This window comes from Mesorhizobium sp. RCAM 05104 (assembly GCF_059683645.1).
Window position 1 is genome coordinate 5,453,180 of sequence record NZ_CM185033.1, and the last position, 23,248, is coordinate 5,476,427.

Genomic DNA, 23,248 nt, shown 5'->3' on the forward strand with positions numbered 1-23,248 from the left:
CATGTCTGAACTGAACGATTATCTGGTCCGCTCGGCGGCTGCCATCAACGCCATGGTCGAGCGCGACCTGACCAGCGAGATGGAGCGGGCGGTGAGCGCCGTCGTGACGGCTCTTTCGTCGGGGAAAGCCTTCCTGATCTGCGGCAATGGCGGCTCGGCCAGCGATGCCATCCACATCGCCGGCGAACTGGTCGGCCGCTTCCTCAAGGAGCGCAAGGCCTACAATGTCATCGCGCTGCCGGCCAATGCCTCGGTGCTGACCGCCTGGGGCAATGACTATGGCTTCGACACCGTGTTTTCGCGCCAGGTCGAGGCGCATGGCTCGGCGGGCGGCGTGTTGCTGGCGATCTCTACCAGCGGCAATTCGCCGAGCATCCTGGCCGCCGCCGAACAGGCGCGGATGATGGACATGACGGTGATCGGACTGACCGGCGACACCGGCGGCAAGCTCAAGCCACTGTGCGACATCCTGCTCAACGTGCCGTCGACCTCGACGCCGATCATCCAGCAAGGGCATCTGTGCCTCTATCACCATCTGTGCGAGGTGGTCGAAGCGCGCCTCAGCAATGGCTGACAGATTGGGGACGGCGCACCCGCTGACCGAGCCCGGTTTATGGGTCGAGCGGATCGGCGACCGGGTTTTCCCGGGGCGCCCGCCGGCGCTGTTCCTCGACCGCGACGGCACCATCAACGTCGACACCGACTACCCCAGCAATCCGGCCGAGATGGTGCTGCGCGACAATATCGTGCCAGCGATCGCAGCCGCCAACCGGGCCGGCATCCCGGTCGTCGTGGTGACCAACCAGTCCGGCATTGCGCGCGGTTATTTCGGCTGGAGTGTCTTCGCCGACGTGAACGGCCGCGTGCTCGAACTGTTGCGCGAGCAGGGCGTGTTCGTCGACATGGTGCTTGCCTGTGCCTACCACGAGGCGGGCGTTGGACCGCTCGCCCTTGCCGACCATCCGATGCGCAAGCCCAACCCGGGCATGCTGATCGAGGCGGCGAAGCGCCTCGACCTCGATCTGCGGCGATCCCTGATCGTCGGCGACAAGCTGGCCGACATGCAGGCAGGGCGGCGCGCCGGCCTTGCGCAAGGCTGGCTGGTCGACGGCGAGGCGGCGGTTCAGTCCGGCTTCGCCACCAGGCCGTTGCATGACAGCAGCGACCTCGGCGGCCTGCTTGCCGCCATCGAAACGCTCGTTCGGGCGCCGGAGTGACCGGTCAGGATCCGGCCTGACGGTTCAAGCCGGATCGTTGCCTTGCGAGGCTTCATACAGTTTGGCCTCGGTGGCATAGGAATAAATCATCACCGACATCGAGTAGATGAAACCATGCCGGCCGCACAGGAAGTAGCGCTTGGCCAGATAGAACTTCAGGAAGTTGCCGAGCGGCGACAAGACCAGCCGTACAAGGCCCGGTTTCTTGCCCCTGTCGACCAGCGTTGCGACCTTGAGGCTGGAGTAGGCGTTGGCGCGGGCAAGGTCCTCCTCGACCGATATTTCGCGTCGATGCAGCAAGACACCGCTCTCGATCGTGCTGGTCTCTCCCGGCACGCCGAAGGATTCATGCACCCGCGCGTTGAGATCCATGGTGGCGCCTTCGCGGCGAAAAAGTCGCAGCAGCCTGTTGTGCAGCACCCAGCGATGCGCGTAGCCGTAACCCTTCAGCCAATCGCGGCGGCGGATGTACCATCCGCCCGTGCTGTCGCTCGCTGTCCGCGTCGCGGTGATGATTGACTGCCGCAAACGCTCGTCGACACGCTCGTCCGGATCGATCGAAAGACACCAGGGCTGGGTGGCGTGGTCGAGCGCGAATTGCCTCTGACGAGGAAAACCCGGCCAGTCATTGTGCAGCAGCCTTATCGGGTAGCCCTTGGCGATGTAGCTCTGCACGCATTCGATGGTGCCGTCCGTCGAGCCGGAATCGACGATGATGATCTCGGCGCAGAAGTCGATGCTTTCCAGGCATGGGCCGATCATGTCGGCCTCGTTCACGCAGATAATAAGCGCCGAGACCGGGCTTGCAAATCGAGTCATGGTCCCCTTCCCATGGCGGATTGTCCGCGGAATTCACGCTGCTTGCGCCACCTGTTCCTACGCAATTCCGGACGAAAAACCGTTACACACTTTTCCTGAAATTGCTTCAGGAAACCAATCAGGCGGCAAGCCGGACAGCGCCATCCAGCCTTCTATATCAGCGTCTGTCGGATACCAACGCGGCGCCGGTGTGGCGAAACGCCGGAATTCACCGGCCCGCGCGCCGGCGTTCGACCAGTCTCAAGGCCGTTCGAATGAGACCAGCCCTTCGTCCTTGACCCGGCGGATGGTGAGCGCGGTGCGCACCGTGTCGACATTCGGGGTAGAAGTCAGTTCCTCGATGACGAAGGTCTGGAAGGCGCCGAGGTCGCTTGCCACGCAATGCAGCAGGAAATCGGATTCGCCCGACACCATCCAGGCGTCGCGCACGATCGGCCAGCCGCGCGTGCGCTCGGCAAAGGTGCGCAACTCGGCATCGGACTGATGATGCAGCCCGACCAGGCAGAAGGCGACCACGTCGAGGCCGAGCGCCGGCGCGTTGAGCAGCGCGCGGTAGCCGCGAATGATGCCGGTTTCCTCCAGTCGCTTGACGCGGCGCAGGCAGGGCGGCGCCGAAATGCCGACGCGGCTCGACAGTTCGACATTGGTCATGCGCCCATCGGCCTGGAGCTCGCGCAGGATCTTCCAGTCGATGGCGTCGAGGTCGGCCTTGAGCGGCATGAGGGTTCTCGAGAGGTCAGGGGCAACACGCAAGAATCTTGCGTGATTTTGTAATTAAACGACTTCGCTGTCCATTCCATCCCTGGCTCGGCATATTTCGGAGGATCAAAGCAGGGGACAGGGTGCGACAAAGCTTTCCGGGGACGAACGCCAACTTGCCTTGCTGGCGTCGTAGGCAGCACTTACATTACGCGCGATATCGACGAGTTTTCCATGCCGCAATTGCCGGCAGCCCTCCGCAGAGGCTTCCAGATGACCACCAAGCACGCGCCCGTTCTCATCATTGGTTCCGGTCCGGCCGGCTATACGGCGGCGGTCTACGCTGCGCGCGCCATGCTGAAGCCGATGCTGGTCGCCGGCCTGCAGCAGGGCGGCCAGCTGATGATCACCACCGATGTCGAGAACTATCCCGGTTTCGCCGACCCGATCCAGGGTCCCTGGCTGATGGAGCAGATGCTGAAGCAGGCCGAGCATGTCGGCACCGACATCATCAACGACATCATTACCGAGGTCGACCTCAACGTGCGGCCGTTCCGCGCCAAGGGCGATTCCGGCACCACCTACACCGCCGACGCACTGATCATCGCCACCGGTGCGCAAGCCAAATGGCTGGGCATTCCGACCGAGCAGACCTTCATGGGCTTCGGCGTCTCGGCCTGCGCCACCTGCGACGGCTTCTTCTATCGCGGCAAGGATGTCGCCGTGATCGGCGGCGGCAATTCGGCGGTGGAAGAAGCGCTCTATTTGTCGAACCTCGCCAAAAGCGTCACGGTCATCCATCGGCGCAGCGATTTCCGCGCCGAGCGCATCCTGCGCGAACGGTTGCTGAAGAAGGACAATGTCCGCGTCATCTGGGACACGGTGGTCGACGAGATCACCGGCCGCCCCGGCAAGGCGCCGCTGCCGCCCTCGGTCGAAGGGCTGAAGCTCAAGCATGCGGCGACCGGCGCCGAAACGCATCTCAAGGTCGACGGCGTGTTCGTGGCGATCGGCCACGCGCCGGCGGTCGAGCTGTTCGTCGGCAAGCTGAAGCAGAAGCCCAACGGCTATCTGTGGACGGCTCCGGATTCGACCCGCACCGACGTGCCCGGCGTGTTCGCGGCCGGCGACGTCACCGACGATGTCTACCGCCAGGCGGTGACGGCGGCGGGACTCGGCTGCATGGCCGCGCTCGAGGCGGAAAAATATCTGGCCGGCATCGAGGTGCACCGCGAAGCGGCGGAGTAGAGGGTTCAGAAAACGGCTTAGAGACGCCGTGTAAAAGCCTGATTTTTCATTCAGACGCCAAAAGCAGAACGAGGGGTATCATGGCGTTGGATTGGGACAAGCTACGCGTGTTTCACGCAGCGGCGGAAGCGGGGTCGTTTACCCACGCGGCCGAGACTTTGCATTTGTCGCAATCGGCGATCTCGCGGCAGGTCAGCGCGCTCGAGCATGATGTTGGCGTGCCGCTGTTCAACCGCCATGCCCGCGGCCTGGTGCTGACCGAACAGGGCGAAATGCTGTTCCGCACGGCGCATGACGTGCTGATGAAGCTCGAGACGATCAAGTCGCGGCTGACCGAGACCAAGGACCGTCCCTCGGGCGTGCTCAGGGTAACGACGACGGTCGGGCTGGGTGCTGGCTGGCTGACCGAGCGCGTGCAGGAATTCATCGAACTCTACCCTGAAATCAGCCTGCAGCTGATCCTCGCCAATGAGGAACTCGACCTCACCATGCGCCAGGCCGATTGCGCCATCCGGCTGCGCCAGCCGCAGCAGCCGGACCTCATCCAGCGCCGCCTGTTTACCGTGCATTTCCACCTCTACGCCGCCCCCTCCTATGTGGCCAAGTACGGCAAGCCGGCTTCGGTCGCCGAACTGAAGAACCATCGCATCGTCACTTTCGGCGTGCCGGTGCCGTCGCATCTGTCGGAGCTGAACTGGCTGGAGACGGTCGGCGATTTCGAAGGCGGGCAAAGGGTGCCGACGCTGCAGATCAACGACATATTGTCGATCAAGCGTGCCGTGCAGGGCGGAGCCGGCATCGCCATGCTGCCCGACTATGTGATCAACAAGGATTCCGGCCTGGTGCAGTTGCTGCCGGAGACCGAGGTGCCGTCCTTCGACACCTATTTCGCCTATCCGGACGCGATGAAGAACCAGGCCAAGCTGCATGTGTTCCGGGATTTCATCATTGCCAAGGCCAGAAGCTGGTCGTTCTGAGGGCATGTCGATATGCAGGTGAGGCCGGCCTGCGAATGGCGGACTCCTACGCTTCCGGTGCTCACGTACTTTAAGTACGCTCCGTTCCGGTTCTCGGAAGTCACCATTCTCGGCTCGGCCTGACCTGAATCTCAACACACCGAGGGAGGGCGCTGCTCACTCCTTGGCTCACCCCGCCATGGCGTCAGGCGGGGCAGCCAGCCGGGGACGTTGCGGCGGTAGGTTTCGTATTCGGCGCCATAGCGGCTGGCAAGCGTCGGCTCCTCGTAGAGCCTGACGAAGGTGATCATGGCCGCCGCCGCAATGGCTGCATAGGCGGCAAGCGTCCAACTCGCTAACAGCAGCGCCTGGCCGAGGATGATCGACAGCACCGCGACATACATCGGGTTGCGGACATGGCGGTAGATGCCGCCGATCACCAGCTTCTCGGTCGGCGCCACCGGCGCGGGCGTGCCCAGCCCCTCAAGCGCGAAGCGGGCGAAGGCGTGGAGCAGCACCGCTGTGGCGGCGATGATCAGCAGCCCGCCAACCGGGACAAGGCCCGGCAGCCTCGACCATGGCAGGCCCCAGCGATCGGTCAACAGCCAGGGTATCAGCCCGGCAACCACGCCGGGCGCCGCGATGAAGAAGGCCGCACTGCCGGCGATCGCCGAAAAAGTCTGCATTGGGGGCTTCCTCCCTGATTGCCTGAGAAATGAACGCCTGCTGCCCGATTCCACGTCATTGCGAAGTTTTGGCATTTTGGGGCAAAAACCGGTCGCGTTTCGCGATTCTGTAGTGATGATCGTCCTGTCCAGCGCTCCGTTTCGGGATTTTTGCTGGTCCTATTGGCCCCAGATATGGGTTAGACCACAGCCTGCGTCTTTTTGCATGCGTGTGTTGCAAAATAGATGCTTGTTTCTTGGGCATGATGAGCACATATATAGATCATCTCTGGGGCGCGTTCTCCTCCCATTAGCGCCCTTGAGTGTTCCCCTCTGGAGGTTAGCCTTAACAGGCACTTCCAATCAAACTCAGCCGGATCTTCGTTGATCCGGCTTTTTTGTTGCCTGCGTCCCGCCGGCACCGCTGAAAAGTCCAACAGAATTGCCACGTAACAGTGACATGTAACCTCTGGTAACATGTCGCGGGCGCTCGTCGCGTGCTATGCACACCATAGGACGCGGTGTGGTTCGGACGGGAGATGGGGGCATCACTCGGACGGGCCCGGGCTCAGGCGGCTACCGCGTCCGAACCATTCTTCCGCCGAAGCTTGGCGGCACCAGGTGCGGCGGACCTGCCGTTTTTACCTCCCGAGAAAACGGTCCGCGATAAAACGACGTCCGGTTCCCGCTGGGCGTCGTTTTCATTTAAGGCACGTCGCGCTGAAACAGGTTCAGTCGACTCGCCTCAAGCTGTTGTTTTCATGCATCTCGTTGTCGCCGCGCATTTTGGGGCGGCGTGCGTTGCCCCTCGAACCGAAGTTCGAGGGGCTCGCGGCGTGGCGGCAGGGTCAGGCGGCTTTGCCGCTGGCGTTCATCGCCTCGTCGGCGAGGCGACCGGTAAGTTCCGCCATGTGATCGAAGGTGGCGCGGTAACTGGCGACGCCCGCTGTCGCCGAGCGCAATTCGATGATCAGGTCGCCGATCTCGGCTTGCGGCATGGTTGCCTCGACGACATCCCATCCGGGCCAGTCGGGCCGCGCGTCATAGCCAAGGATCTGGCCGCGCCGCTGCGGGATGAGCGCGATGATCTTCGAGGTCGCGTCGGATGGCGTGACGATCTCGACCTTCATTACCGGTTCCAGAAGCACCGGCGAGCAGGCGGCCATGCCTTCCTTCATCGCCAGCCTGGCCGCCATCTGGAAGGCCATGTCGGAGGAATCGACCGCGTGATAGGAGCCATCCGACAGGTTGACGGCGACATCGACCACCGGGAAGCCGAGCGGGCCGGACTTCAGATAATCGCGCACGCCAGTCTCGACCGACTGGATATAGGTCTTCGGCACGACGCCGCCGGTGATGGTGTCGGTGAACTGGAAGCCGGAGCCGCGCGGCAACGGTTTGATCTCGATCACCACATCGCCGAATTGGCCATGGCCGCCGGACTGCTTCTTGTGGCGCCCGCGCTGTTGCGCCGTTTTGCGGATCGTCTCGCGGTAGGGCACCGCCGGGGCGTGGCCTTCGACCGGAATCTGGTTCTTGCCTTCCAGCCGCTCGCGCACGACACGCAGATGCATCTCGCCATGGCCCGACAGCACGGTCTCGGCCGAGTCCTGGTTGTGGCGCAGACTGAGCGAAGGGTCTTCCTCGGCCAGCCGCTGGATGGCGGCGGACATCTTCACCTCATCCTTGCGCTCCTTGGGGCGCAGCGCGAAGGCGAAGACCGGTTGCGGCGGCTCGACATTGAACAGCTGTTTGGTGCCGCCCTTGGCCGAGGACAGTGTCTGGCCGGTCTTGACCTCGTCCAGCTTGCCGAGCGCAACCGTATCGCCAGCCTTGGCGGTGGTGAGCTTGGACTGGTCCTTGCCGAGCATCTTGTAGATGCCGGAGACCTTCGCCGTGTCGCCGTTAGGCAGCCAGAGTTCGGAACCGTCGACGACCTGGCCGGACAGGATGCGCGACACCGACAGCTTGCCGCCGTGCGGCGTGTGGATGGTCTTCATCACCTGAACCACGGTGGCGGAGCCATCCGGTGCGCCGAGCCGCTTGCGGGTCGCCTCGATGTCGGGCGCGTCGTGGCGGATTGCCTTCAGGAGGCGCAGCACGCCATTGCCCTTTTCGGCGGTGCCGATCAGCACCGGTGTCACCGCGCCTTCGCGCAGATCGGCGGCGAGGTCGTCGAAGATCGCATCCTTGGGCGGCTCGATTTCTTCGAGCAGCTGTTCCATCAGCTGGTCGTCATGGTCGGCCAGGGTTTCCAGCATGGAGAAGCGCGCTTCGAGCTCGCGCGCCTTGTCGTCGCCCGGTATCTGCGCAATTTCGCTCTCGGCATATTCGCGATAGATGTAGGCGCGCTCCAGCGCCAGATCGATCGAGCCGATGACGACGCCATCCTTGCGCAGCGGAATCTGGCGCAGCAGCAAAGGGACCGCACTTGCCGGCTGCAGCATCTTCAGCGTGTCGCGCACGCCTGATATCGCCTTGTCGACCTTGTTGAGGAACAGGATGCGCGGCACGCCGAGATCGTCGAGCTTGCGCATGATCAGTTGCAGCGCTGGAATCTTCTTTTCGTCGGCCTCGGCCACGACCACCGCGAGGTCGCATGCGGCCAGCACCGGCTCGGCCTCGAAAGAGAATTCGATCGAGCCGGGACAGTCGACGAAGGTGAGCTGCTCGCCCATGAATTCGGTGGTGGCGAAGGTCGCCTCGACGCTCATGGCGTGGGCGCGCGCCTCCGGCGAATGGTCTGAAACGGTGTTGCCCGAGGAAACCGGGTTCTGGCGGGGAATGGCGCCCGTGCGGGCCAATATGGCTTCGAGAAGTGTCGTCTTACCGCTTGCGAAGGGACCGACTATGGCAATGCATTTCGGTCCCGTGCGTCGTCCTCCGGCGCGAGTACCCATGACTGACCTCCACTCAGGCGTTTCCCTAGGGACCGACTGGCATTTCATGGTTCAGGCGGGGTCAATCGGTCCTGAGCGGCGGCCGGCCTGTTCGACCGTCGCGGGCGGGGTTCTTTTTGATTGCCTCCACCTGAAGGCATCGTCCCACTTGTTTGCCGGCAGGGCAAGAAAAATAGAACTTCGGCGCTGCGCCACGCGGCTCAGGCGCTCAGTGCGAACTGGTCTGCATTGGCTGTGCGCAAGGGACTAACCTTGTCGCGCGGCGCCGGCCTGTCGAAGAAATAGCCCTGGAAGCGATTGCAGCCGGCGGCCCTGGCGAGCGCGAACTCTTCTTGCGTCTCGACGCCCTCGGCGACGATGGTGACATCTTGGATACGCGCGATCTGGGCGAGCGCCGAAACGAAGATCTGCGCCACCTGGTCATGGGCGAGGCTGCGGATATAGGAACGGTCGATCTTGATGCAGTCGATGGGCAAGGTCTTCAGGTAGTTGAAGCCGCAATGGCCGGTGCCGAAATCGTCGAGCGCGATGTGGAAGCCGAGACCGCGCAAGGCTTCGAGGCGCCGCAGGATTTCGGGCGTGGCGGCGGTCGCCACCGTCTCGGTGATCTCGATGACGAATTGCGTCGCGGAGCGGCCGGTTTCCTTCAGCACGCGGTCGCACATGGTGACGATCTCATCGCGCTTCAGCTGTTCGCCGGAGACGTTGATCGAGATGCTGCGACCGGGGAAATGACCGATATCGGCGCAAGCCCGCTTGAACACCCATTCGCCGAGCATGTCGATCAGCGTCGAGCGCTCGGCGATCGGAATGAATTCGGCCGGCGAGATCAGGCCGCGCACCGGATGGCGCCAGCGGATCAGCCCTTCGAAGCCATAGGTGGAACCGTCCGGGTTGACGATCGGCTGGTAGTGCAGCTCGAGCTCGCCGAGATAGACCGCGGCGCGCAATTCCCGCTCGACCAGGCGGCGGTAGCGCTTGTCGGACAGCATCTCCTCGTCGAACACGGTGACGCGACCACGGCCCGCCGCCTTGCTTTCGTAAAGCGCCAGGTCGGCAACCAGCATCAGTTCCGTCGTGTTCGACGCATGTGTCGGCGCCAGCGCGACGCCGACGGAAAGGGAGAGCGGAATGGTCCTGCCTTCATGGGATTTGCCGGCCCGCATGGCGTCCAGCAGTTGCCGCACATCCTTGTTGATGGCGATGAGATCGCTGTGCGGAATGATGACGCCGAATTCGTCGCCACCGAGCCGACCGACCATGCCGCCGACAAAGATGCGCTCGGCGGTCTTGACGAGATGCGCCAGGGTGCGGTCGCCGAACTGATGCCCGAACGTGTCGTTGAGCTGCTTGAAATGGTCGAGGTCGATCAGCAGCAGGGCCGCATCGCGCCGACCGCGCATGGTGCCCAGGCTGTTGCCCAGCGCTTCGAGGAAATAGCGGCGTGTCATCGCCCCCGTCATCGCGTCCCTGGTCAGGAAATGATGCTTTTCGGCCTCGGCGGCGGCCGCGGATTTCAGGCTGTGGACGACGCTGCTGCGCATGTACATCAGTGCCAGCAAAGCCAGGCTGGTGGCGAGAATCGAGACCACGAAGGCGCTGCCGGAAGACAGATTTTCCGACATCTCGACAGCGCCAAGCAACGCGGCGCCGATGCTGATCAGAAGCAATGACTGGATGCCACGGTAGATCCGGCCGCTATGGTCCCTGATCGTCGCCAATATGCTCATCGCATCGCCCCTTGCATCCGCCGGCAAAGGGCTAGTGGGCAGCCGTTAAAAAGCCCTTGCGGCAGCCACGCCTGGCCAACGATTCGGCCACCCGGGCCGGCGATCCAACGTTCATGGTTAAGAAGCCTGTCGTGGAGACCGGCAAGGCCTCGGCGAAAGGCCGATGGCAGTTGCACGGCGCGGCATATCGGAGGAAAGTGCCGGCTTGCGCCAAAGCCAGGAGAGGCGGCTTTCCGCCGCCAGTCCGCCACCAGATCAAGGACCCACCGACCATGAAGATCATTGCCTGTGGCAGCGTGCCGACCATCGTAGCGCCGGAAAAATATTTCACCGGCCGGGTGCTGCAGACGCCGATCATCGAGAAGGAGGCGCCGGCGCGGCTGCGGGCGACGCTGGTCAGCTTCGAGCCGGGCGCGCGCACCCATTGGCACACGCATCCGCTTGGCCAGACGCTCTATGTCACCGCAGGCGCCGGCCTTGCGCAGACATGGGGAGAGGCGGTCCAGGAGATCAGGGCCGGCGACGTCATCTCGTTCGCGCCTGGCGAAAAGCACTGGCATGGCGCGGCGCCGAAATCGGCGATGACCCATATCGCCATGCAGGAGGCGCTGGACGGTGTCCATGCCGACTGGCTGGAAGCGGTGACGTCAGCGCAATATGGCGGCTGAGTGCCGACCGAGCTGGCAAAAAACCCGGCGTGAGCCGGGTTTTTCATTTCCACTACGGCGTATCTGATCAGGCCAGTGACGCGGTGAACCGCTGGATGCGCGTGCAGGCTTCCTCCAGCAGTGTCTCCGAGGTGGCGTAGGAGATACGGAAGTTCGGGCCAAGGCCGAAGGCCGAGCCGAACACCACCGCGACCCCCTCGGCCTCGAGCAGTTCCGAGCAGAAGGCCTCGTCTGTGTCGATCACCTTGCCGGCCTTGGTTTTCTTGCCGATCAGCTGGGCGCAGGACGGATAGACATAGAAGGCGCCTTCCGGCGACGGGCAGGTGATGCCGCGCGCCTGGTTGAGCATCGAGACGACGAGGTCGCGCCTGCCTTGGAAGATCGCCTTGTTCCTGGCAATGAAGTCCTGCGGGCCGTTCAGCGCTTCCACCGACGCCCATTGCGCGATGGTGCAGGCGCCGGAGGTCTGCTGACCCTGGATCATGTCCATCGCCTTGATCAGCTGGACCGGGCCGGCCGCATAGCCGATGCGCCAGCCGGTCATCGCATAGGCCTTAGACACGCCGTTCATGGTCAGCGTGCGCTCATAGAGCTTCGGCTCGACCTCGGCGATGGTCTTGAAGACGAAGTCGCCATAGGTCAGGTGCTCGTACATGTCGTCGGTCAGCGTCCAGACATGCGGATGCTTCAGCAGGACATCGGCCAGCGCGCGCAGTTCCGCCTGCGTGTAGGCCGCGCCCGACGGGTTCGACGGCGAGTTCATCAGCAGCCATTTGGTCTTCGGCGTGATCGCCTTCTCCAGCACCGCCGCCGTCAATTTGAAACCATTGTCGATCGAGGTGTCGGCAAACACCGAGGTGCCGCCGCAGATCGCCACCATTTCGGGGTAGCTGACCCAGTAGGGGCGGGGGATGATGACCTCGTCGCCGGGGTTCAGCGTCGCCATGAAGGCGTTGAACAGGATCTGCTTGCCGCCGGTGCCGACGATGGTCTGCTCGGGCTTGAAGTCGAGATTGTTCTCGCGCTTGAACTTTTTCGCGATCGCCTCGCGCAGCGGCGCGATGCCCGAAACCGGCGGATACTTGGTCTCGCCACGGCGGATCGCCTCGATCGCCGCGTTCTTGATGTTGTCGGGCGTGTCGAAATCCGGCTCGCCAGCGCCCAGCCCGATAATGTCACGGCCGGCATTTTTCAGCTCGCGCGCTTTCTGCGTCACCGCGATGGTGGCGGAAGGCTTCACGCGGGAAAGGGTGTCGGCAAGGAAGGCCATGACCTTGAACGTCTCCAACAGAGGATCGGCACGGCCAGGATCAGCCGCGGCGCTTCTCATGTCGCATGATTTCGCCCAGTGCAAGCATTGTCGGCTGATCCAGATCTCAAGGACCCGTGATCGGCAACAATAAATTCATTAACGGGCGGTAGAGGCTTGAGTGGCAGGATGGCAATCCATTCGCGGAGCGAGGGACCGTGTCGCGCAGCATCGGGCTTGCCCATATCATCCGTCAGGACGACGGCACCTCCACCGGTGTCTGGGGCATCTACACGCTGCAAAGCGCCTTCCAGCCGATCTTCGCCTTCAAGGAAGGCAAGCTGGCGGTGGTCGCGTTCGAAGGTCTGATCCGGCCGTTCCGCGACGGCCAGCCGCAATCGCCGATGAATTTCTTCAGCACCTGCCCGTCCGCCGACCGCCTGCATGTCGAGGCGCTGACCAGGACGCTGCATCTGCTGAACGCCGGCGCCTGCCTGCCGCAGGAGGCGTCGATCTTCATCAATTTCGACCCGTCGGTGTTCACCGAACGCAGTGTTGCCGACAAGGCCCTGCGCGAAATGCGGCTGGTGCTGCACGAGGCGGGCATCGATCCACGCCGTGTCGTCTGCGAAGTGACCGAGCAGAGGTCGGCGTCGCAGGAAACCCTGCACAGCTTCGTCGCGACACTCAAGGCCAACGGCTTCCGCATCGCCGTTGACGACTATGGCGCCGATGACTCCGACATCAACCGCATCAAGGAACTGAAGCCCGATATCGTCAAGTTCGACGCCACCTGGATCACGCAGCTGATGGAATCCGGTGCCGGTTTCGCGCTCTTGACCACCATGGTGAGGAGCTTCGAGGAACAAGGCATCCATACGGTGTTCGAGGGCATCGAGGAGGCATGGCAGCTGGAGCTCGCCGAGAAATCGGGAGCCTCGATGGTGCAGGGTTTCGTGCTGGCGCGGCCCGAGCTGGCGCCGACCAGCTTTCGCGTCCTAGACAAGGACAGGCAGACACCCGCTGCCGTCGTTGCCGGCGACACGCCTGTTTCCGCGACGGCAGCGCATTCGGCGCGGCCGGCGAAAGCGTTCGGGCGCAGGGTGGCGACATGAGGCTGGAGCGGCGGCGCAATGTCGACGATGCGATCCATATCGACGAAGTCGGCATCGAGTACGGCATCCATGGCGAATTCCGGCTGCGCAGCGCCTATCAGCCGATCTTCGCGCCGCGCGGCCGCTTCCTTCACGCCGTGGCGGTCGAAGCCCTTATCGAGCCGCACCGTGCCGGCCGGCCCAGTGCGGCGCGGGTGTTCTTCGATGGCGTTGCCGCTTCGGACCGGCTGTTTGTCGAGACCATGTGCCGGGTGTTGCATCTGCGGAATTTTCACAACATCGGCGTCGAAGGGCTCGATCTGTTCTTCAACTACAATCCGCTGATCAACGACCATCCCGGACGGGCGCTGGCCGAGATCCGGTTGATGACCAGGCATCTCGCTGACTTCGGCCTCGCCCCCGCCATGCTGGTTTGCGAAATCACCGAACAGTCGGCCGACGACGCGCTTCTCATGCGGCTGGTGCGCGAAATGCGGCGCGACGGCATCCGCATCGCCATCGACGATTTCGGCACCGGTCACTCCACCGAGGAGCGGGTGAGCCTGCTCAGTCCCGACATCGTCAAGATCGACGGCACCTGGTTCGCGGAGTTCTGCCGCCATGCCGCCGCCGAGCGGTTCTTCCGCCCGCTGGTCTCCACCTTGCACGATCGTGGCGCCAAGGTGCTGGTCGAAGGCATCGAGAACCCGACCCATCTGCGCGTCGCGCTGGAAGGCGGCGTCGACCTGCTGCAAGGCTATCACCTGGCCCGCCCCGCTCTGGCCGGAACGGTCTTCGAGGAAAAGCCGCTGTCCGTCGACACGCTGCTCGGCAGGGACAGCAAGGTCATTCCGCTGTTCGGCTAGGGCGTGCCGATATTCAGGTGATACCGGCCTGCGAACGGCGGTCTTCTGCGCTTCCGGTGCTCACGTACCACAAGTACGTTCCGCTCCGGTTCTCAAAGACCATCGTTCTCGGCTCGGCCTGACCTGAATCTCGACACGCCCTTGAACGACCGCGCTCCACACATCAGCGGCGCTGATGGTCTTGCCAAAACAAATCACTGGTTGCGGCTGCCGCCGCTGCGATAATCGCGCCAGGAAAGGCAGCTTCGGGGAACGCAATGATACTCTACGGCATGATCGACAGCGGCAATTGCTACAAGCCGCGCCTGCTGATGGCCAAGCTCGGCCTCGCCTTCACCAATGTCGAAGTGAGCTCGCATACCGGCGAGACGCGAAAGGCGGAGTTTGTCGCCAAGAATCCGAACGCCATGGTGCCGCTGCTCGAACTCGACGATGGCCGGCGGTTGGCCGAATCCAACGCCATCCTGCTCTATCTGGCCGAAGGCACACGTTTCCTGCCGGCGGACAAGTATCAGCGCGGGCTGGCCTATCAGTGGCTGTTCTTCGAGCAATACAGTCACGAGCCCTACATTGCCGTGCGCAAGGCGCTGCTGACTTTCCCCGAACGCGCCAAGGATGCGACGCCGGAGCGGTTGGCGATGACGCTGGAGCGCGGCAACAAGGCGCTCGGCGTGATGAACAAGCATCTGGAGGACAACGCCTTCTTCGCCGGCGGCGCGTTCAGCGTCGCAGACATCGCGCTCTATGCCTATACGCATACGGCGGAGCAGGGCGGCTTCCAGCTCGACGCCTATCCGGCGGTCGCCGCCTGGCTGAAGAGAGTGGAGGCGGATCCGGGGCATGTTCCGATCGAGTGGGTGGGGTGAGCCATCTCGGCGATTGGCGAAAGCTCCCACGAGAGCGTCCTTCTCCCCATATAGTGACGGGGAGAAGGACGCAGCTCTGCCGGTTTCGCCAATCGCCTGAGTGCAGACAAACAAAAAGGCGGGATAAATCCCGCCTTCCCATTTCCGGTAGCCTGATCGGGAGCGTCTGGTCCGGGCTGGCAGCTATCTGCTGATCCAGCTTGTCGGGTCTTTCCGCTCCGGCGCGCTTCTCGCGCGACTGTCAGTACATCCGTGACTTGCCGCACGCCCCGGGCTCTCGCCCGGCGCGCGCCATTCGCAAAATCAGGCTGCCTTGCTCAGAGATCCAGCGGACGACTTGCCAGTGCGGCGGTCCTGCTCGATCTCGAAGTTGATCTTCTGGCCTTCGACCAGGGTCGACAGTCCAGCACGCTCGACTGCGGAGATGTGGACGAAAACGTCCGCGCCGCCCGCGTCAGGCTGAATGAAGCCGAAGCCCTTGGTGGCGTTGAACCACTTGACCGTTCCAGTTGCCATTTTAGATAGTCCTTCAACATTTGCTTTAGATTGACCAGACCGAAGTCCAGCCGGTGTGCATCGAGATTTTGGAGATAGACGTCAGCAAACGCGAAGATCGCGAGGCCCGGATCGATCGGCCGAAATATCAATGAACCGCATATAGGCTACTTTCGCACAAAAAACAAGACTGCGTGAGAAAGCCGTGATCGAGATGCCGCCCAATGGCCGCCCCAATCTGGTGAAACCGTTGCCACGGATCGCGCCGTTTTCGAGCGGCGGATCAGGGTTTGGGGAGAGGACCATGAAGACCATTCTGCTTGCCGCCTGTATGACGCTGGTGGCCGCCCAGGCGCAGGCGATCTCGCGCTACGACCCGACGCGCATGAGCTGCGGCAAGGTTCAGGCGACGATCGCGCGGCAGGGGGCCGTCATCCTGCGCTACCAGTCGACGCGGGTGCCGGGACTACCGCTCTACGACCGCTATGTGCAGAGCCAGCAATTCTGCACCATGGGCGAGGTAAGGACGCGCGCCTACGTGCCGAGCGCCGACACGAAGTCCTGTCCGGTCTACAACTGCAAGCGGCCGGACAATGAGCGGCATTTCCGCCGGCGGTTCTTCCACAAGGACTAGCCAATCGGTCCTGCCTTGCAGCCCTGGTTCAAAACCCGAAGGAAACCTGCGCCGGCGGCGGCGGGCCGACGCGCACGCCTTCCATGGCCAGCATCTTTTCCTTGGTGACGGAACCGCCGGGCGCCGAGAAGCCGCCGATCTTGCCGCCGGCGGCAAGGATGCGATGGCAAGGGATGACCAGCGGCACCGGATTGGCGCCAAGCGCTGCACCGGTTTCGCGGGCGAGCCCGGCATGGCCGGCGGTCTTGGCCAGTTCGCCATAGGTGGTGGTTTCGCCAAAGGCGAGTTTTCGCGCCGCGTCATAGATGGCGAGACGGAAATCGTCGACGCCGGCCAGATCGACCGGCACGCCAGTGAAGTCGACGTCCTCGCCCGCCGCATAGGCCTTGATCGAGGCGATCAGTTCGACCACCCATGGCGGCTGCGCCGTCGAGGCTGAAACACCGGCATGGCGCATCAGCCGCCGCTCCACCGCTTCGCGGCTGCGTTCGGGCAGGCAGAGCCGGATCAGGCCCTTTTCGCTCCAGGCGATGCCCATGAAACCGATCACTGTTTCTAACACTGCGTGGCCGGCTGTGATCGAAGATGTCGTTTCCATGATGCGCTCCTTTCCGCAAAGCGGCGAAAACCGGCATTGGTGCCGGTACATATCAGGAACAATATGGCATCAGGCCCCGAGTCTGGCCACCCGAAAACCACCTGATGGCCCCGATTGCCCGTCGGGAATCGCTGGTGTAAGGGATTTCTTAACGACCCGACGAACCGGACCCGAGCGCGGCTTGCCAGCAAAACTCAATCTCATCGCGATCGGCGTCATCATCGCCGCTGCCGGCCTCAGTGGCTGCACGTCGACCTCGCAGATGAAGTCCGCGCCTGCCTTGACCGAAACCGCGACCGCCGCGGGCGCCGATGCCGGCTTCACCATTCCTTTGCCGGAGACGGTTTCGGTGCTGCCGGAATCATCCGGCATTGCCCCCGTGCAGGCGGCCGATCTGTCGGCTGGCCCTGCCGCGCCGGCACTCGATCCCGCCGCCCAGCCGGCCGCTGCCGCGACCGCCGCCTTCGCCGGATCGACCCCGACAGCGCCGGCCGTGCCTGCGGTGATGACCGCCAATGCGGCGCCCGCCGTGGTCAAGACCAACGCCACGGCCGCGACCGCCTATGCCATCGCCGGCGTCACGCCGGCCTCGGGCAAGCTGCCCCCGCTCGCCGCCGGCACGGTGTCCCAGGCGTCGATGATGCCCGGCGTGCAGCAGGCGGCCTATGTCGTACCGCAGAACCCGGCTGCCCTGGTGCAGTTCCCGGCAGCGCCGGTTGGTCCGGCCGAAGAAGAGCATGCTACCGGCATGCGCGGCGACGTCGACCGGCTGATCGTCAAATACGCCGCGCTCTACCAGGTGCCGGCGGACCTGGTGCGCCATGTCGTCAACCGCGAGAGCACCTTCAACCCAAAAGCCTACAACAATGGCCATTGGGGGCTGATGCAGATCAAGCACGCGACGGCGCGCGGCATGGGTTATGACGGGCCGGCCAAGGGCCTGTTCGACGCCGAGACCAATTTGAAATACGCGGTGAAATATCTGCGCGGCGCCTGGCTGGTGGCCGGCGGCAACGCCAAGCGCGCCGACTGGCTCTACCAGACCGGCTATTATTTCGACGCCAAGCGCAAGGGCCTGCTCGAGGCGACCGGCCTCGGCACCGACCGCAAGCGGCGTCCGCAGCCCGACGCCTGAGTGCGATGCCTGAACCGCGTCCGCCGGCCCCGAACGACATCCGGCTGCGCAAGATCCTCGACGAGACGCTCGTTCCGCCGCGCTGGCCCGATGGCTTCGTCATGCGCTGTTTCGAGCCCGGCGACGCGCCGGCATTGCATGCACTGCTGAGCGAAGTGTTCGACGACGGCACCGATGGCCCGTTCGAGGAGTGGTGGCCGCGTGTCGCCAACGATCCCGAATTCGATCCGGCGCTGTGCTTCCTGGTCATCGACGCCAAGGGACGGCTGGCGGCGGCTGCGCTGTGCTGGTCCCGCGCCTTCGTCAAGGACCTCGCCGTTCACCCCGAGGCGCGCGGCAAGGGCATCGCCGAGGCGCTGATGTGGCACAGCTTCGCCACCTTTCGCGAACGGGGCGCCGAGTGTGTCGACCTGAAGACCAACACGGTGGAGAACGCCGCCGCCGTCCGGCTCTATGAGCGGCTCGGAATGACGCCGGTCGCCTGGGAAGGCTAGGAACGGTTGCTTCCTGTCTAATGGTGCCGGCGGATTTCCGCCGCCGAGCGGAAACCGCCAGCGCATTGTGAGCCGCTTCACATAGGCGGCGGCCGGCCCGTGCTAACGCAGCGTCATGACGCCATTCAGCCGATCCGGGATCGTCGATCGGCTGGGCACAGGAGGAGGCTGCACCGGCATGTGTCGGCCCCTCCGTGGCGGGTTCCGGGGCGGGGGTTTCGGGACCCGCCTTCATGCACGATCTTCTCCCTAGATGTCCGGTGCGTTGCCGATCTTCTGCTTGAGATCGAGCGCCCAGGCGCGGCCTTCGTCGCCGCCCCACAAAAGCCAGGCGATGTAGCCGGCCGACGGGTTCGCCTCGTTGCCGTAGTTCCTGCCGCGCTTGTCGACCTCGTGGCGGGCGAAATAGCTGACCATGCGGCGGATGGTGGAGGGGGCGAGCTTTTCCCGGTTCTTCAGTTCGGTCGCCCGCGCCACGCCGATCTCGGTGCCGCCCCGGCCGAACTGCTTGCGCAGCCTGAGGCCCTTGGCGGCATTGTCGGCCACCACTTGCGGGCAGCGCAGGTCGATCTCGTCGTCGTGCATGGTTGTTCCCCGGATCGCGGTGCCGAACAGATACAACGCCGTCTCGCCATGCGCAAAATGTCGGAAGGGATCATCGCGAAACGTCCTTGGGTCGCAGAGCAACCGCGCCGGGACGCCGGCGTCGTGACCCAAGGAGCCGATCATGATCACCTTTCCCAACGAATCCGCCCGATATCGCACCGCCCGCGAAAGACTGTTGCAGAAGGAAATCGAACTGCGCCGCGCCATGGAGGACGTCGCCGTCGCGCGCCGCGCGCTGCCGCCGGGCGGGCTGATCCGCCAGGACTATGTGTTCGACGCGCTGGACGCCGATGGCAAGCCCGTCAAGGTCAGGCTTTCGGAGCTGTTCGAGCCGGGCAAGGATTCCCTCATCCTGTACAACATGATGTTTCCGCGCCATCCGCAGGAGACGCGCGACGTGGCGACCAGCGGCGGGACGGCGAAGCTGGCACGGCCGGACCAGCCATGCCCGTCCTGCACCGCGCTGCTCGACCAGTTCGACGGCGCGGTCGGCCATCTCACGGCGGCCGGCTTCAACTTCGTCGTGGTGGGCAAGACCGCGCTCGAAAACCTGCTCACGCTCGGCCGCGACAGAGGCTGGAGGAACATGCGGCTGGTGTCCTCGGCCGCCAACAGCTTCAAGCGCGACTACAATGCGGAGGCGGCCGACGGCGCGCAGATCCCGCTGCTGTCGGTGTTCCATCGTGACGCCGACGGCATCCGCCATTTCTGGTCGTCGGAACTGGATTTCGCCCCGACGGATCCCGGCCAGGACCCGCGCGGCATCGGCACCTGCGAAACGCTGTGGAACCTGATGGATTTCACGCCGCAGGGCCGGCCGAACTGGCACGAGCAGCTGCAATATGGCAAGGCGTGCTGTCATTGACAGCCGGCTGGTTCAGCCGCCGAGCTTCAGTTCGGAGTGGCTTTTCAGCACATGGTCGCCATCCACCTGCGCAATGAGATAGGCGGGTTCTTGCCTGCCCGCCTTGCGCACGGTTTCCGCACCATTGATCGTGCGCTTCCCATGCAGGTGAAGCTCTCGCTCAAGTCGGCCGGAACATCGGAAGATCCGCTGCATTGATAGTAGACGGTTTGCGACCCCCTTGATGAGGTGGAACGGCCCGCTCCGACAGCATCAAAGTGCTAACGTGGTCGTTGTTGCAAACGCCACAAGGAGGGACCGTTCCGTGAAAGATGTTACCACTATCGGGCTGGACTTGGCCAAACAGGTTTTTCAGGTTCATGGCGCCGACGCTGACGGCGCGCCGCTGTTCAACCGGAAGCTACGCCGCGCCGAGGTTTTGCGCTTTTTCGAGAAATTGCCACCGTGCCTGGTTGGGATGGAAGCATGCGCGAGTGCGCATTACTGGGCGCGAGAGATCGCGGTCTTCGGTCACAACGTCAAACTGCTACCACCTCAATACGTGAAGCCGTTCGTCAAACGCGGGAAGACAGATGCCGCCGATGCGGAGGCCATCAGCGAGGCCGTAACGCGAAAGACCATGCGGTTCGTCCCGGTCAAGACGGCTGAGCAGCAGGCAGCCGTGATGGTGCTCAAGACGCGTGCATTGCTCGTCCGTCAGAGAACTCAGACGATCAACGCCCTGCGCGCTCATATGGGCGAGTTGGGCATCATCGCTCCAATCGGGATTGCCAACGTCAAGGCATTGGCCGTCATCATCCGGGATGGGGCTGATAGCCGCTTGCCGCCGGCTGCGCGATTTGCTCTCACAGAGATGGTCGACCAGATTGAGCTTCTTGCAGCGCGGATCGATAGACTTGAACGTGAGATCGTTGTTCAAGCCAGGCAAGACTCGGATATGCGTCGGCTCGCTACCATCCCCGGCGTGGGGGCCATTATTGCCATGGCCATCAAAGCGCTCGTTCCTGATCCCGGCGGATTCAAATCGGCTCGGCACTTTGCTGCCTGGATAGGCCTGACACCAAAGGCCCATTCGAGCGGCGGCAAGGATCGCCTGGGGCGCATTTCCAAGATGGGCAATTCAGAATTGCGATCGCTGCTTGTGACTGGGGCCGCATCCGTCCTTCGCCATGTGCGAACTGACGACAAGGCGCGGCCGTGGCTGAAGGACTTGCTTGGCAGACGCCCTTTCAAGGTCGTGGCAGTTGCGCTGGCCAACAAGACGGCGCGGATCATCTGGGCTTTGTTGACCAGAGGTGGAGTATACCGCAACCCAATGGAAACAAGGGCGAACGAGATCCCCGCTTAAGGATCCGGACCGCCCATACGAGCTGACCGGCAAGGGCCGGCAGAAGCGAGGTGCAAAAGCAGACGATGAACCCACGGGACTAAATCCCGAAACAGGACAGGCCGAAACCCGTGACGCGCACAAAAGCGCGCCCCCTTGATCCAGCCACCTGTTTCGCGGACTTCATCGAGGCCAGCGGTCATGTGCCGCGCAGAAAGGCCGGACATATGACCGCACCGTCCTCATGTGGTGAAATCGACTGAAAAGCATCCTTGCACCGCGGGCCGTTCCACATATCACGGATTCGAAGTGCGACTCACAATTAGAAACATTTGGGACTTGGTGCGAGAAAGCGTGGTTGGCTTTGTCAACGACAATGCCCTTAGTCATGGCGCGGCGATGGCCTTTTATGCCGCAACGTCGCTGGCCCCAGTTCTGATAATTGTGGTCGCGATAGCTGGCATCGCATTTGGTCATCAAGCAGCGCAGTTGGCTTTGTCTGCTCAGATATCGGGGCTGATGGGTTCAGAAAGCGCAGCGCTCCTTCAAACAGCGCTCGAAGGGGCATCCAGCAAATCATCGGGGACCTTGGCGGCCATCATTGGCGTGGCCACCTTGCTCGTAACCGCCTCTGCCGTCTTTGGCGAGATGCAGCAGGCCCTGAATGTAATATGGAAGGTTGAAACGAAGGGGAGTTCGCTGTCGCGTCTCTTGCGGGCGCGTGCAGCAAGTCTCGGCTTGGTCGCCGCACTCGGCTTTATGTTGCTGGTATCCCTGGTGGCGAGCGCCGCGATCTCGGCTCTGGGCAACATGATCAGCGCTCAATTGCCGTTCGGCGAATTTGTTCTGAGCGCGATCAACACCTTGATCTCCTTTTCCCTGATCTCCGTGATGTTCGCCGCTATCTACAAAGTCTTGCCGGATCGTGCCTTGGAATGGCGGGATGTCGGGATCGGTGCTGTCGTGACCGCCGCACTGTTCACATTGGGGAAATCGCTTATCGGTTGGTATATCGGCACAAGTGCGATCGCATCGTCATATGGTGCGGCCGGAGGGCTGCTCGTCATACTGCTCTGGGTCTACTATTCATCAGAAATCTTTCTGCTCGGTGCAGAGCTGACCCGCGCCTATTCCGTTCGACATGGCAGTAGGTCCGACCTGAACGGGCTGGTTCAAAATGCGTCCACTTCGGAAAAAACTGTTTCAATTCGCCAAAAGCCCAGCTCTTCGGGCGCCGTTGCGTTGTTGGCGGTGGCGTGCGCGAGTGCAACGATGACAGCCTTTCTGCTGGGGCCTCGTCGCCCATAGCGTCAAGATGGACAGGCCATGCGTGTGATGGTGCGCTGTGGGACGGCGAGGATGAGGGCGAGGTGACGCTGCAGTCATGAGGTTGCTCCTTAAAGGGGCGCGCCATGGAGCGCCACGGCGGGCGCTTCAACGCGGCCTGGCAAACCGACCGCCGCAAGGTGGCTCTGTGCCTGCGCCTGCCGTGAACTAGACTGCGGCCATCAATCCGAGGGAGCAGCAATGCCCAAGATCGACCTGTCAGCCGTGCCCGTGCGCAAGGGCTCGGGCTACCCACCGCCCTTCGATCAACCCTGTGCGACCCGCACGCGGCGGCGTCTCGGCGATGCCGGTGGCCTCGCCGATTTCGGCGTCAACCTGATGACATTGCCATCGGGCGGCTGGTCGAGCCAGCGGCACTGGCACAGCCATGAGGACGAGTTCGTCTACGTGCTGGAAGGCGAACTGACGCTGGTCGAGGACGGCGGCGAGACACTGCTGCGCGCCGGCGATTGCGCGACGTTCGCCAAAAACAGCGGCAACGGCCATCACCTGATCAACCGGTCTTCCACGACCGCGCTTTATCTCGAGGTCGGCTCGCGCAACCCGGACGATGTCATCTCTTGCTCCGACATCGACATGATGAGCCCGAGTTCCGACGGACGCTTCCTGCACAAGGATGGCACGCCCTATCCGGGGCAGGGGTGAGCACGGGAGCCATGTATCCGCGCTGGCTTTCCGCCGGTGCCGGGATAAGCTCCCTGAGATCAATGGGTGCCGCAAGGCCCTCATCCGGCCGCTTCGCGGCCACCTGTGCCGGGGCGAGTCACTTG

At 63.3% G+C, this 23,248-nt stretch carries 25 protein-coding genes; 16 read left to right on the plus strand and 9 right to left on the minus strand.

What is annotated here, in order from left to right; translation table 11 throughout:
- The first annotated feature begins 1 nt into the window (after position 1).
- The gene (locus AC56QP_RS26705) at positions 2 to 574 is read left to right on the plus strand and encodes a D-sedoheptulose-7-phosphate isomerase (protein WP_489862755.1); all 573 of its coding nucleotides are present in this window, start codon (positions 2 to 4) and stop codon (positions 572 to 574) included.
- Entirely contained in the window at positions 567 to 1,217 is a 651-nt protein-coding gene (gmhB, locus tag AC56QP_RS26710) for a D-glycero-beta-D-manno-heptose 1,7-bisphosphate 7-phosphatase (protein ID WP_489862754.1), read from the plus strand. The genes AC56QP_RS26705 and gmhB overlap by 8 nt, the downstream gene beginning before the upstream one ends.
- Positions 1,218 to 1,241: 24 nt before the next feature.
- Here gmhB and AC56QP_RS26715 read toward each other — a convergent pair whose 3' ends face one another.
- Together AC56QP_RS26715 and AC56QP_RS26720 are read right to left on the minus strand one after the other, a co-directional pair.
- Positions 1,242 to 2,036, minus strand: a complete 795-nt coding sequence (locus AC56QP_RS26715) for a glycosyltransferase family 2 protein (protein WP_489862753.1) — start codon at positions 2,034 to 2,036, stop codon at positions 1,242 to 1,244.
- Between the two features lie 240 nt (positions 2,037 to 2,276).
- On the minus strand, positions 2,277 to 2,756 hold the full coding sequence (locus AC56QP_RS26720) for an Lrp/AsnC family transcriptional regulator (protein WP_091579282.1): 480 nt from the start codon (positions 2,754 to 2,756) through the stop codon (positions 2,277 to 2,279).
- A 252-nt stretch (positions 2,757 to 3,008) separates the two neighbouring features.
- On the opposite strand from AC56QP_RS26720, the gene trxB reads away from it, so the two are divergent.
- Positions 3,009 to 3,983 carry a thioredoxin-disulfide reductase gene (gene trxB / locus AC56QP_RS26725; protein WP_091579492.1) on the plus strand — a complete coding sequence of 325 codons (975 nt, stop codon included), beginning with the start codon at positions 3,009 to 3,011 and terminating at the stop codon, positions 3,981 to 3,983.
- 80 nt (positions 3,984 to 4,063) lie between these two features.
- A complete protein-coding gene (locus AC56QP_RS26730; protein WP_256754373.1) occupies positions 4,064 to 4,960 on the plus strand; it encodes a LysR family transcriptional regulator in 897 nt (298 codons plus the stop codon).
- A 131-nt stretch (positions 4,961 to 5,091) separates the two neighbouring features.
- On the opposite strand, the gene AC56QP_RS26735 is transcribed toward AC56QP_RS26730, so the two are convergent.
- The 3 genes from AC56QP_RS26735 to AC56QP_RS26745 form a co-directional block, all read right to left on the minus strand.
- Complete coding sequence (locus AC56QP_RS26735; protein WP_489862752.1) at positions 5,092 to 5,625, minus strand: methyltransferase family protein; 534 nt, start codon at positions 5,623 to 5,625, stop codon at positions 5,092 to 5,094.
- Between the two features lie 827 nt (positions 5,626 to 6,452).
- The gene (locus tag AC56QP_RS26740) at positions 6,453 to 8,504 is read right to left on the minus strand and encodes an elongation factor G (RefSeq protein WP_489862751.1); all 2,052 of its coding nucleotides are present in this window, start codon (positions 8,502 to 8,504) and stop codon (positions 6,453 to 6,455) included.
- A 200-nt stretch (positions 8,505 to 8,704) separates the two neighbouring features.
- A complete protein-coding gene (locus AC56QP_RS26745) occupies positions 8,705 to 10,234 on the minus strand; it encodes a putative bifunctional diguanylate cyclase/phosphodiesterase (RefSeq protein ID WP_489862750.1) in 1,530 nt (509 codons plus the stop codon).
- A 272-nt stretch (positions 10,235 to 10,506) separates the two neighbouring features.
- Between AC56QP_RS26745 and AC56QP_RS26750 the strand changes: the two genes are divergently transcribed.
- Positions 10,507 to 10,902 (plus strand): (R)-mandelonitrile lyase, encoded by a 396-nt coding sequence (locus AC56QP_RS26750; protein ID WP_489863510.1) that lies wholly within the window; start codon positions 10,507 to 10,509, stop codon positions 10,900 to 10,902.
- 67 nt (positions 10,903 to 10,969) lie between these two features.
- Here AC56QP_RS26750 and AC56QP_RS26755 read toward each other — a convergent pair whose 3' ends face one another.
- Positions 10,970 to 12,172 (minus strand): pyridoxal phosphate-dependent aminotransferase, encoded by a 1,203-nt coding sequence (locus AC56QP_RS26755; RefSeq protein WP_489863509.1) that lies wholly within the window; start codon positions 12,170 to 12,172, stop codon positions 10,970 to 10,972.
- A gap of 197 nt (positions 12,173 to 12,369) precedes the next feature.
- On the opposite strand from AC56QP_RS26755, the gene AC56QP_RS26760 reads away from it, so the two are divergent.
- From AC56QP_RS26760 to AC56QP_RS26770, 3 genes are all read left to right on the plus strand, one after another.
- A complete protein-coding gene (locus AC56QP_RS26760) occupies positions 12,370 to 13,266 on the plus strand; it encodes an EAL domain-containing protein (protein ID WP_489862749.1) in 897 nt (298 codons plus the stop codon).
- Positions 13,263 to 14,111 carry an EAL domain-containing protein gene (locus AC56QP_RS26765; protein ID WP_489862748.1) on the plus strand — a complete coding sequence of 283 codons (849 nt, stop codon included), beginning with the start codon at positions 13,263 to 13,265 and terminating at the stop codon, positions 14,109 to 14,111. The genes AC56QP_RS26760 and AC56QP_RS26765 overlap by 4 nt, the downstream gene beginning before the upstream one ends.
- Before the next feature lie 257 nt (positions 14,112 to 14,368).
- Positions 14,369 to 14,977 carry a glutathione S-transferase family protein gene (locus tag AC56QP_RS26770; protein WP_489862747.1) on the plus strand — a complete coding sequence of 203 codons (609 nt, stop codon included), beginning with the start codon at positions 14,369 to 14,371 and terminating at the stop codon, positions 14,975 to 14,977.
- 303 nt (positions 14,978 to 15,280) lie between these two features.
- Here AC56QP_RS26770 and AC56QP_RS26775 read toward each other — a convergent pair whose 3' ends face one another.
- The gene (locus AC56QP_RS26775; RefSeq protein WP_010910991.1) at positions 15,281 to 15,493 is read right to left on the minus strand and encodes a cold-shock protein; all 213 of its coding nucleotides are present in this window, start codon (positions 15,491 to 15,493) and stop codon (positions 15,281 to 15,283) included.
- A gap of 283 nt (positions 15,494 to 15,776) precedes the next feature.
- Between AC56QP_RS26775 and AC56QP_RS26780 the strand changes: the two genes are divergently transcribed.
- A complete protein-coding gene (locus AC56QP_RS26780; protein ID WP_489862746.1) occupies positions 15,777 to 16,106 on the plus strand; it encodes a hypothetical protein in 330 nt (109 codons plus the stop codon).
- Positions 16,107 to 16,134: 28 nt separating this feature from the next.
- Here AC56QP_RS26780 and AC56QP_RS26785 read toward each other — a convergent pair whose 3' ends face one another.
- Complete coding sequence (locus AC56QP_RS26785) at positions 16,135 to 16,704, minus strand: methylated-DNA--[protein]-cysteine S-methyltransferase (protein WP_489862745.1); 570 nt, start codon at positions 16,702 to 16,704, stop codon at positions 16,135 to 16,137.
- 181 nt (positions 16,705 to 16,885) lie between these two features.
- Here AC56QP_RS26785 and AC56QP_RS26790 point away from each other — a divergent pair, with 181 nt between their 5' ends.
- Positions 16,886 to 17,839: a transglycosylase SLT domain-containing protein gene (locus AC56QP_RS26790; RefSeq protein WP_489862744.1), complete on the plus strand. Its 954-nt coding sequence runs from the start codon at positions 16,886 to 16,888 to the stop codon at positions 17,837 to 17,839.
- Between the two features lie 5 nt (positions 17,840 to 17,844).
- Positions 17,845 to 18,333, plus strand: a complete 489-nt coding sequence (locus AC56QP_RS26795; protein ID WP_489862743.1) for a GNAT family N-acetyltransferase — start codon at positions 17,845 to 17,847, stop codon at positions 18,331 to 18,333.
- A gap of 249 nt (positions 18,334 to 18,582) precedes the next feature.
- On the opposite strand, the gene AC56QP_RS26800 is transcribed toward AC56QP_RS26795, so the two are convergent.
- Entirely contained in the window at positions 18,583 to 18,918 is a 336-nt protein-coding gene (locus AC56QP_RS26800) for a hypothetical protein (RefSeq protein WP_091579319.1), read from the minus strand.
- Between the two features lie 142 nt (positions 18,919 to 19,060).
- On the opposite strand from AC56QP_RS26800, the gene AC56QP_RS26805 reads away from it, so the two are divergent.
- The 5 genes from AC56QP_RS26805 to AC56QP_RS26825 all read left to right on the plus strand — a co-directional run bounded on the left by AC56QP_RS26805 (position 19,061) and on the right by AC56QP_RS26825 (position 23,123).
- The gene (locus AC56QP_RS26805) at positions 19,061 to 19,804 is read left to right on the plus strand and encodes a DUF899 family protein (protein ID WP_489862742.1); all 744 of its coding nucleotides are present in this window, start codon (positions 19,061 to 19,063) and stop codon (positions 19,802 to 19,804) included.
- Between the two features lie 51 nt (positions 19,805 to 19,855).
- The gene (locus AC56QP_RS26810) at positions 19,856 to 20,002 is read left to right on the plus strand and encodes a hypothetical protein (protein ID WP_489862741.1); all 147 of its coding nucleotides are present in this window, start codon (positions 19,856 to 19,858) and stop codon (positions 20,000 to 20,002) included.
- Positions 20,003 to 20,108: 106 nt separating this feature from the next.
- Positions 20,109 to 21,152 (plus strand): IS110 family RNA-guided transposase, encoded by a 1,044-nt coding sequence (locus tag AC56QP_RS26815; protein ID WP_489859762.1) that lies wholly within the window; start codon positions 20,109 to 20,111, stop codon positions 21,150 to 21,152.
- 333 nt (positions 21,153 to 21,485) lie between these two features.
- Entirely contained in the window at positions 21,486 to 22,439 is a 954-nt protein-coding gene (locus AC56QP_RS26820) for a YihY/virulence factor BrkB family protein (RefSeq protein ID WP_489862740.1), read from the plus strand.
- 219 nt (positions 22,440 to 22,658) lie between these two features.
- On the plus strand, positions 22,659 to 23,123 hold the full coding sequence (locus tag AC56QP_RS26825; RefSeq protein ID WP_489862739.1) for a cupin domain-containing protein: 465 nt from the start codon (positions 22,659 to 22,661) through the stop codon (positions 23,121 to 23,123).
- The last annotated feature ends 125 nt before the right edge of the window (positions 23,124 to 23,248 follow it).

Bases quoted from the DNA above. Each gene is read 5' to 3' on its own strand.
- AC56QP_RS26705 (WP_489862755.1), top strand. From the start codon at position 2: ATGTCTGAACTGAACGATTATCTGGTCCGCTCGGCGGCTGCCATCAAC.
- gmhB (WP_489862754.1), top strand. From the start codon at position 567: ATGGCTGACAGATTGGGGACGGCGCACCCGCTGACCGAGCCCGGTTTA.
- AC56QP_RS26715 (WP_489862753.1), bottom strand. From the start codon at position 2,036: ATGACTCGATTTGCAAGCCCGGTCTCGGCGCTTATTATCTGCGTGAAC.
- AC56QP_RS26720 (WP_091579282.1), bottom strand. From the start codon at position 2,756: ATGCCGCTCAAGGCCGACCTCGACGCCATCGACTGGAAGATCCTGCGC.
- trxB (WP_091579492.1), top strand. From the start codon at position 3,009: ATGACCACCAAGCACGCGCCCGTTCTCATCATTGGTTCCGGTCCGGCC.
- AC56QP_RS26730 (WP_256754373.1), top strand. From the start codon at position 4,064: ATGGCGTTGGATTGGGACAAGCTACGCGTGTTTCACGCAGCGGCGGAA.
- AC56QP_RS26735 (WP_489862752.1), bottom strand. From the start codon at position 5,625: ATGCAGACTTTTTCGGCGATCGCCGGCAGTGCGGCCTTCTTCATCGCG.
- AC56QP_RS26740 (WP_489862751.1), bottom strand. From the start codon at position 8,504: ATGGGTACTCGCGCCGGAGGACGACGCACGGGACCGAAATGCATTGCC.
- AC56QP_RS26745 (WP_489862750.1), bottom strand. From the start codon at position 10,234: ATGAGCATATTGGCGACGATCAGGGACCATAGCGGCCGGATCTACCGT.
- AC56QP_RS26750 (WP_489863510.1), top strand. From the start codon at position 10,507: ATGAAGATCATTGCCTGTGGCAGCGTGCCGACCATCGTAGCGCCGGAA.
- AC56QP_RS26755 (WP_489863509.1), bottom strand. From the start codon at position 12,172: ATGGCCTTCCTTGCCGACACCCTTTCCCGCGTGAAGCCTTCCGCCACC.
- AC56QP_RS26765 (WP_489862748.1), top strand. From the start codon at position 13,263: ATGAGGCTGGAGCGGCGGCGCAATGTCGACGATGCGATCCATATCGAC.
- AC56QP_RS26770 (WP_489862747.1), top strand. From the start codon at position 14,369: ATGATACTCTACGGCATGATCGACAGCGGCAATTGCTACAAGCCGCGC.
- AC56QP_RS26775 (WP_010910991.1), bottom strand. From the start codon at position 15,493: ATGGCAACTGGAACGGTCAAGTGGTTCAACGCCACCAAGGGCTTCGGC.
- AC56QP_RS26780 (WP_489862746.1), top strand. From the start codon at position 15,777: ATGAAGACCATTCTGCTTGCCGCCTGTATGACGCTGGTGGCCGCCCAG.
- AC56QP_RS26785 (WP_489862745.1), bottom strand. From the start codon at position 16,704: ATGGAAACGACATCTTCGATCACAGCCGGCCACGCAGTGTTAGAAACA.
- AC56QP_RS26795 (WP_489862743.1), top strand. From the start codon at position 17,845: ATGCCTGAACCGCGTCCGCCGGCCCCGAACGACATCCGGCTGCGCAAG.
- AC56QP_RS26800 (WP_091579319.1), bottom strand. From the start codon at position 18,918: ATGCACGACGACGAGATCGACCTGCGCTGCCCGCAAGTGGTGGCCGAC.
- AC56QP_RS26805 (WP_489862742.1), top strand. From the start codon at position 19,061: ATGATCACCTTTCCCAACGAATCCGCCCGATATCGCACCGCCCGCGAA.
- AC56QP_RS26810 (WP_489862741.1), top strand. From the start codon at position 19,856: ATGGTCGCCATCCACCTGCGCAATGAGATAGGCGGGTTCTTGCCTGCC.
- AC56QP_RS26825 (WP_489862739.1), top strand. From the start codon at position 22,659: ATGCCCAAGATCGACCTGTCAGCCGTGCCCGTGCGCAAGGGCTCGGGC.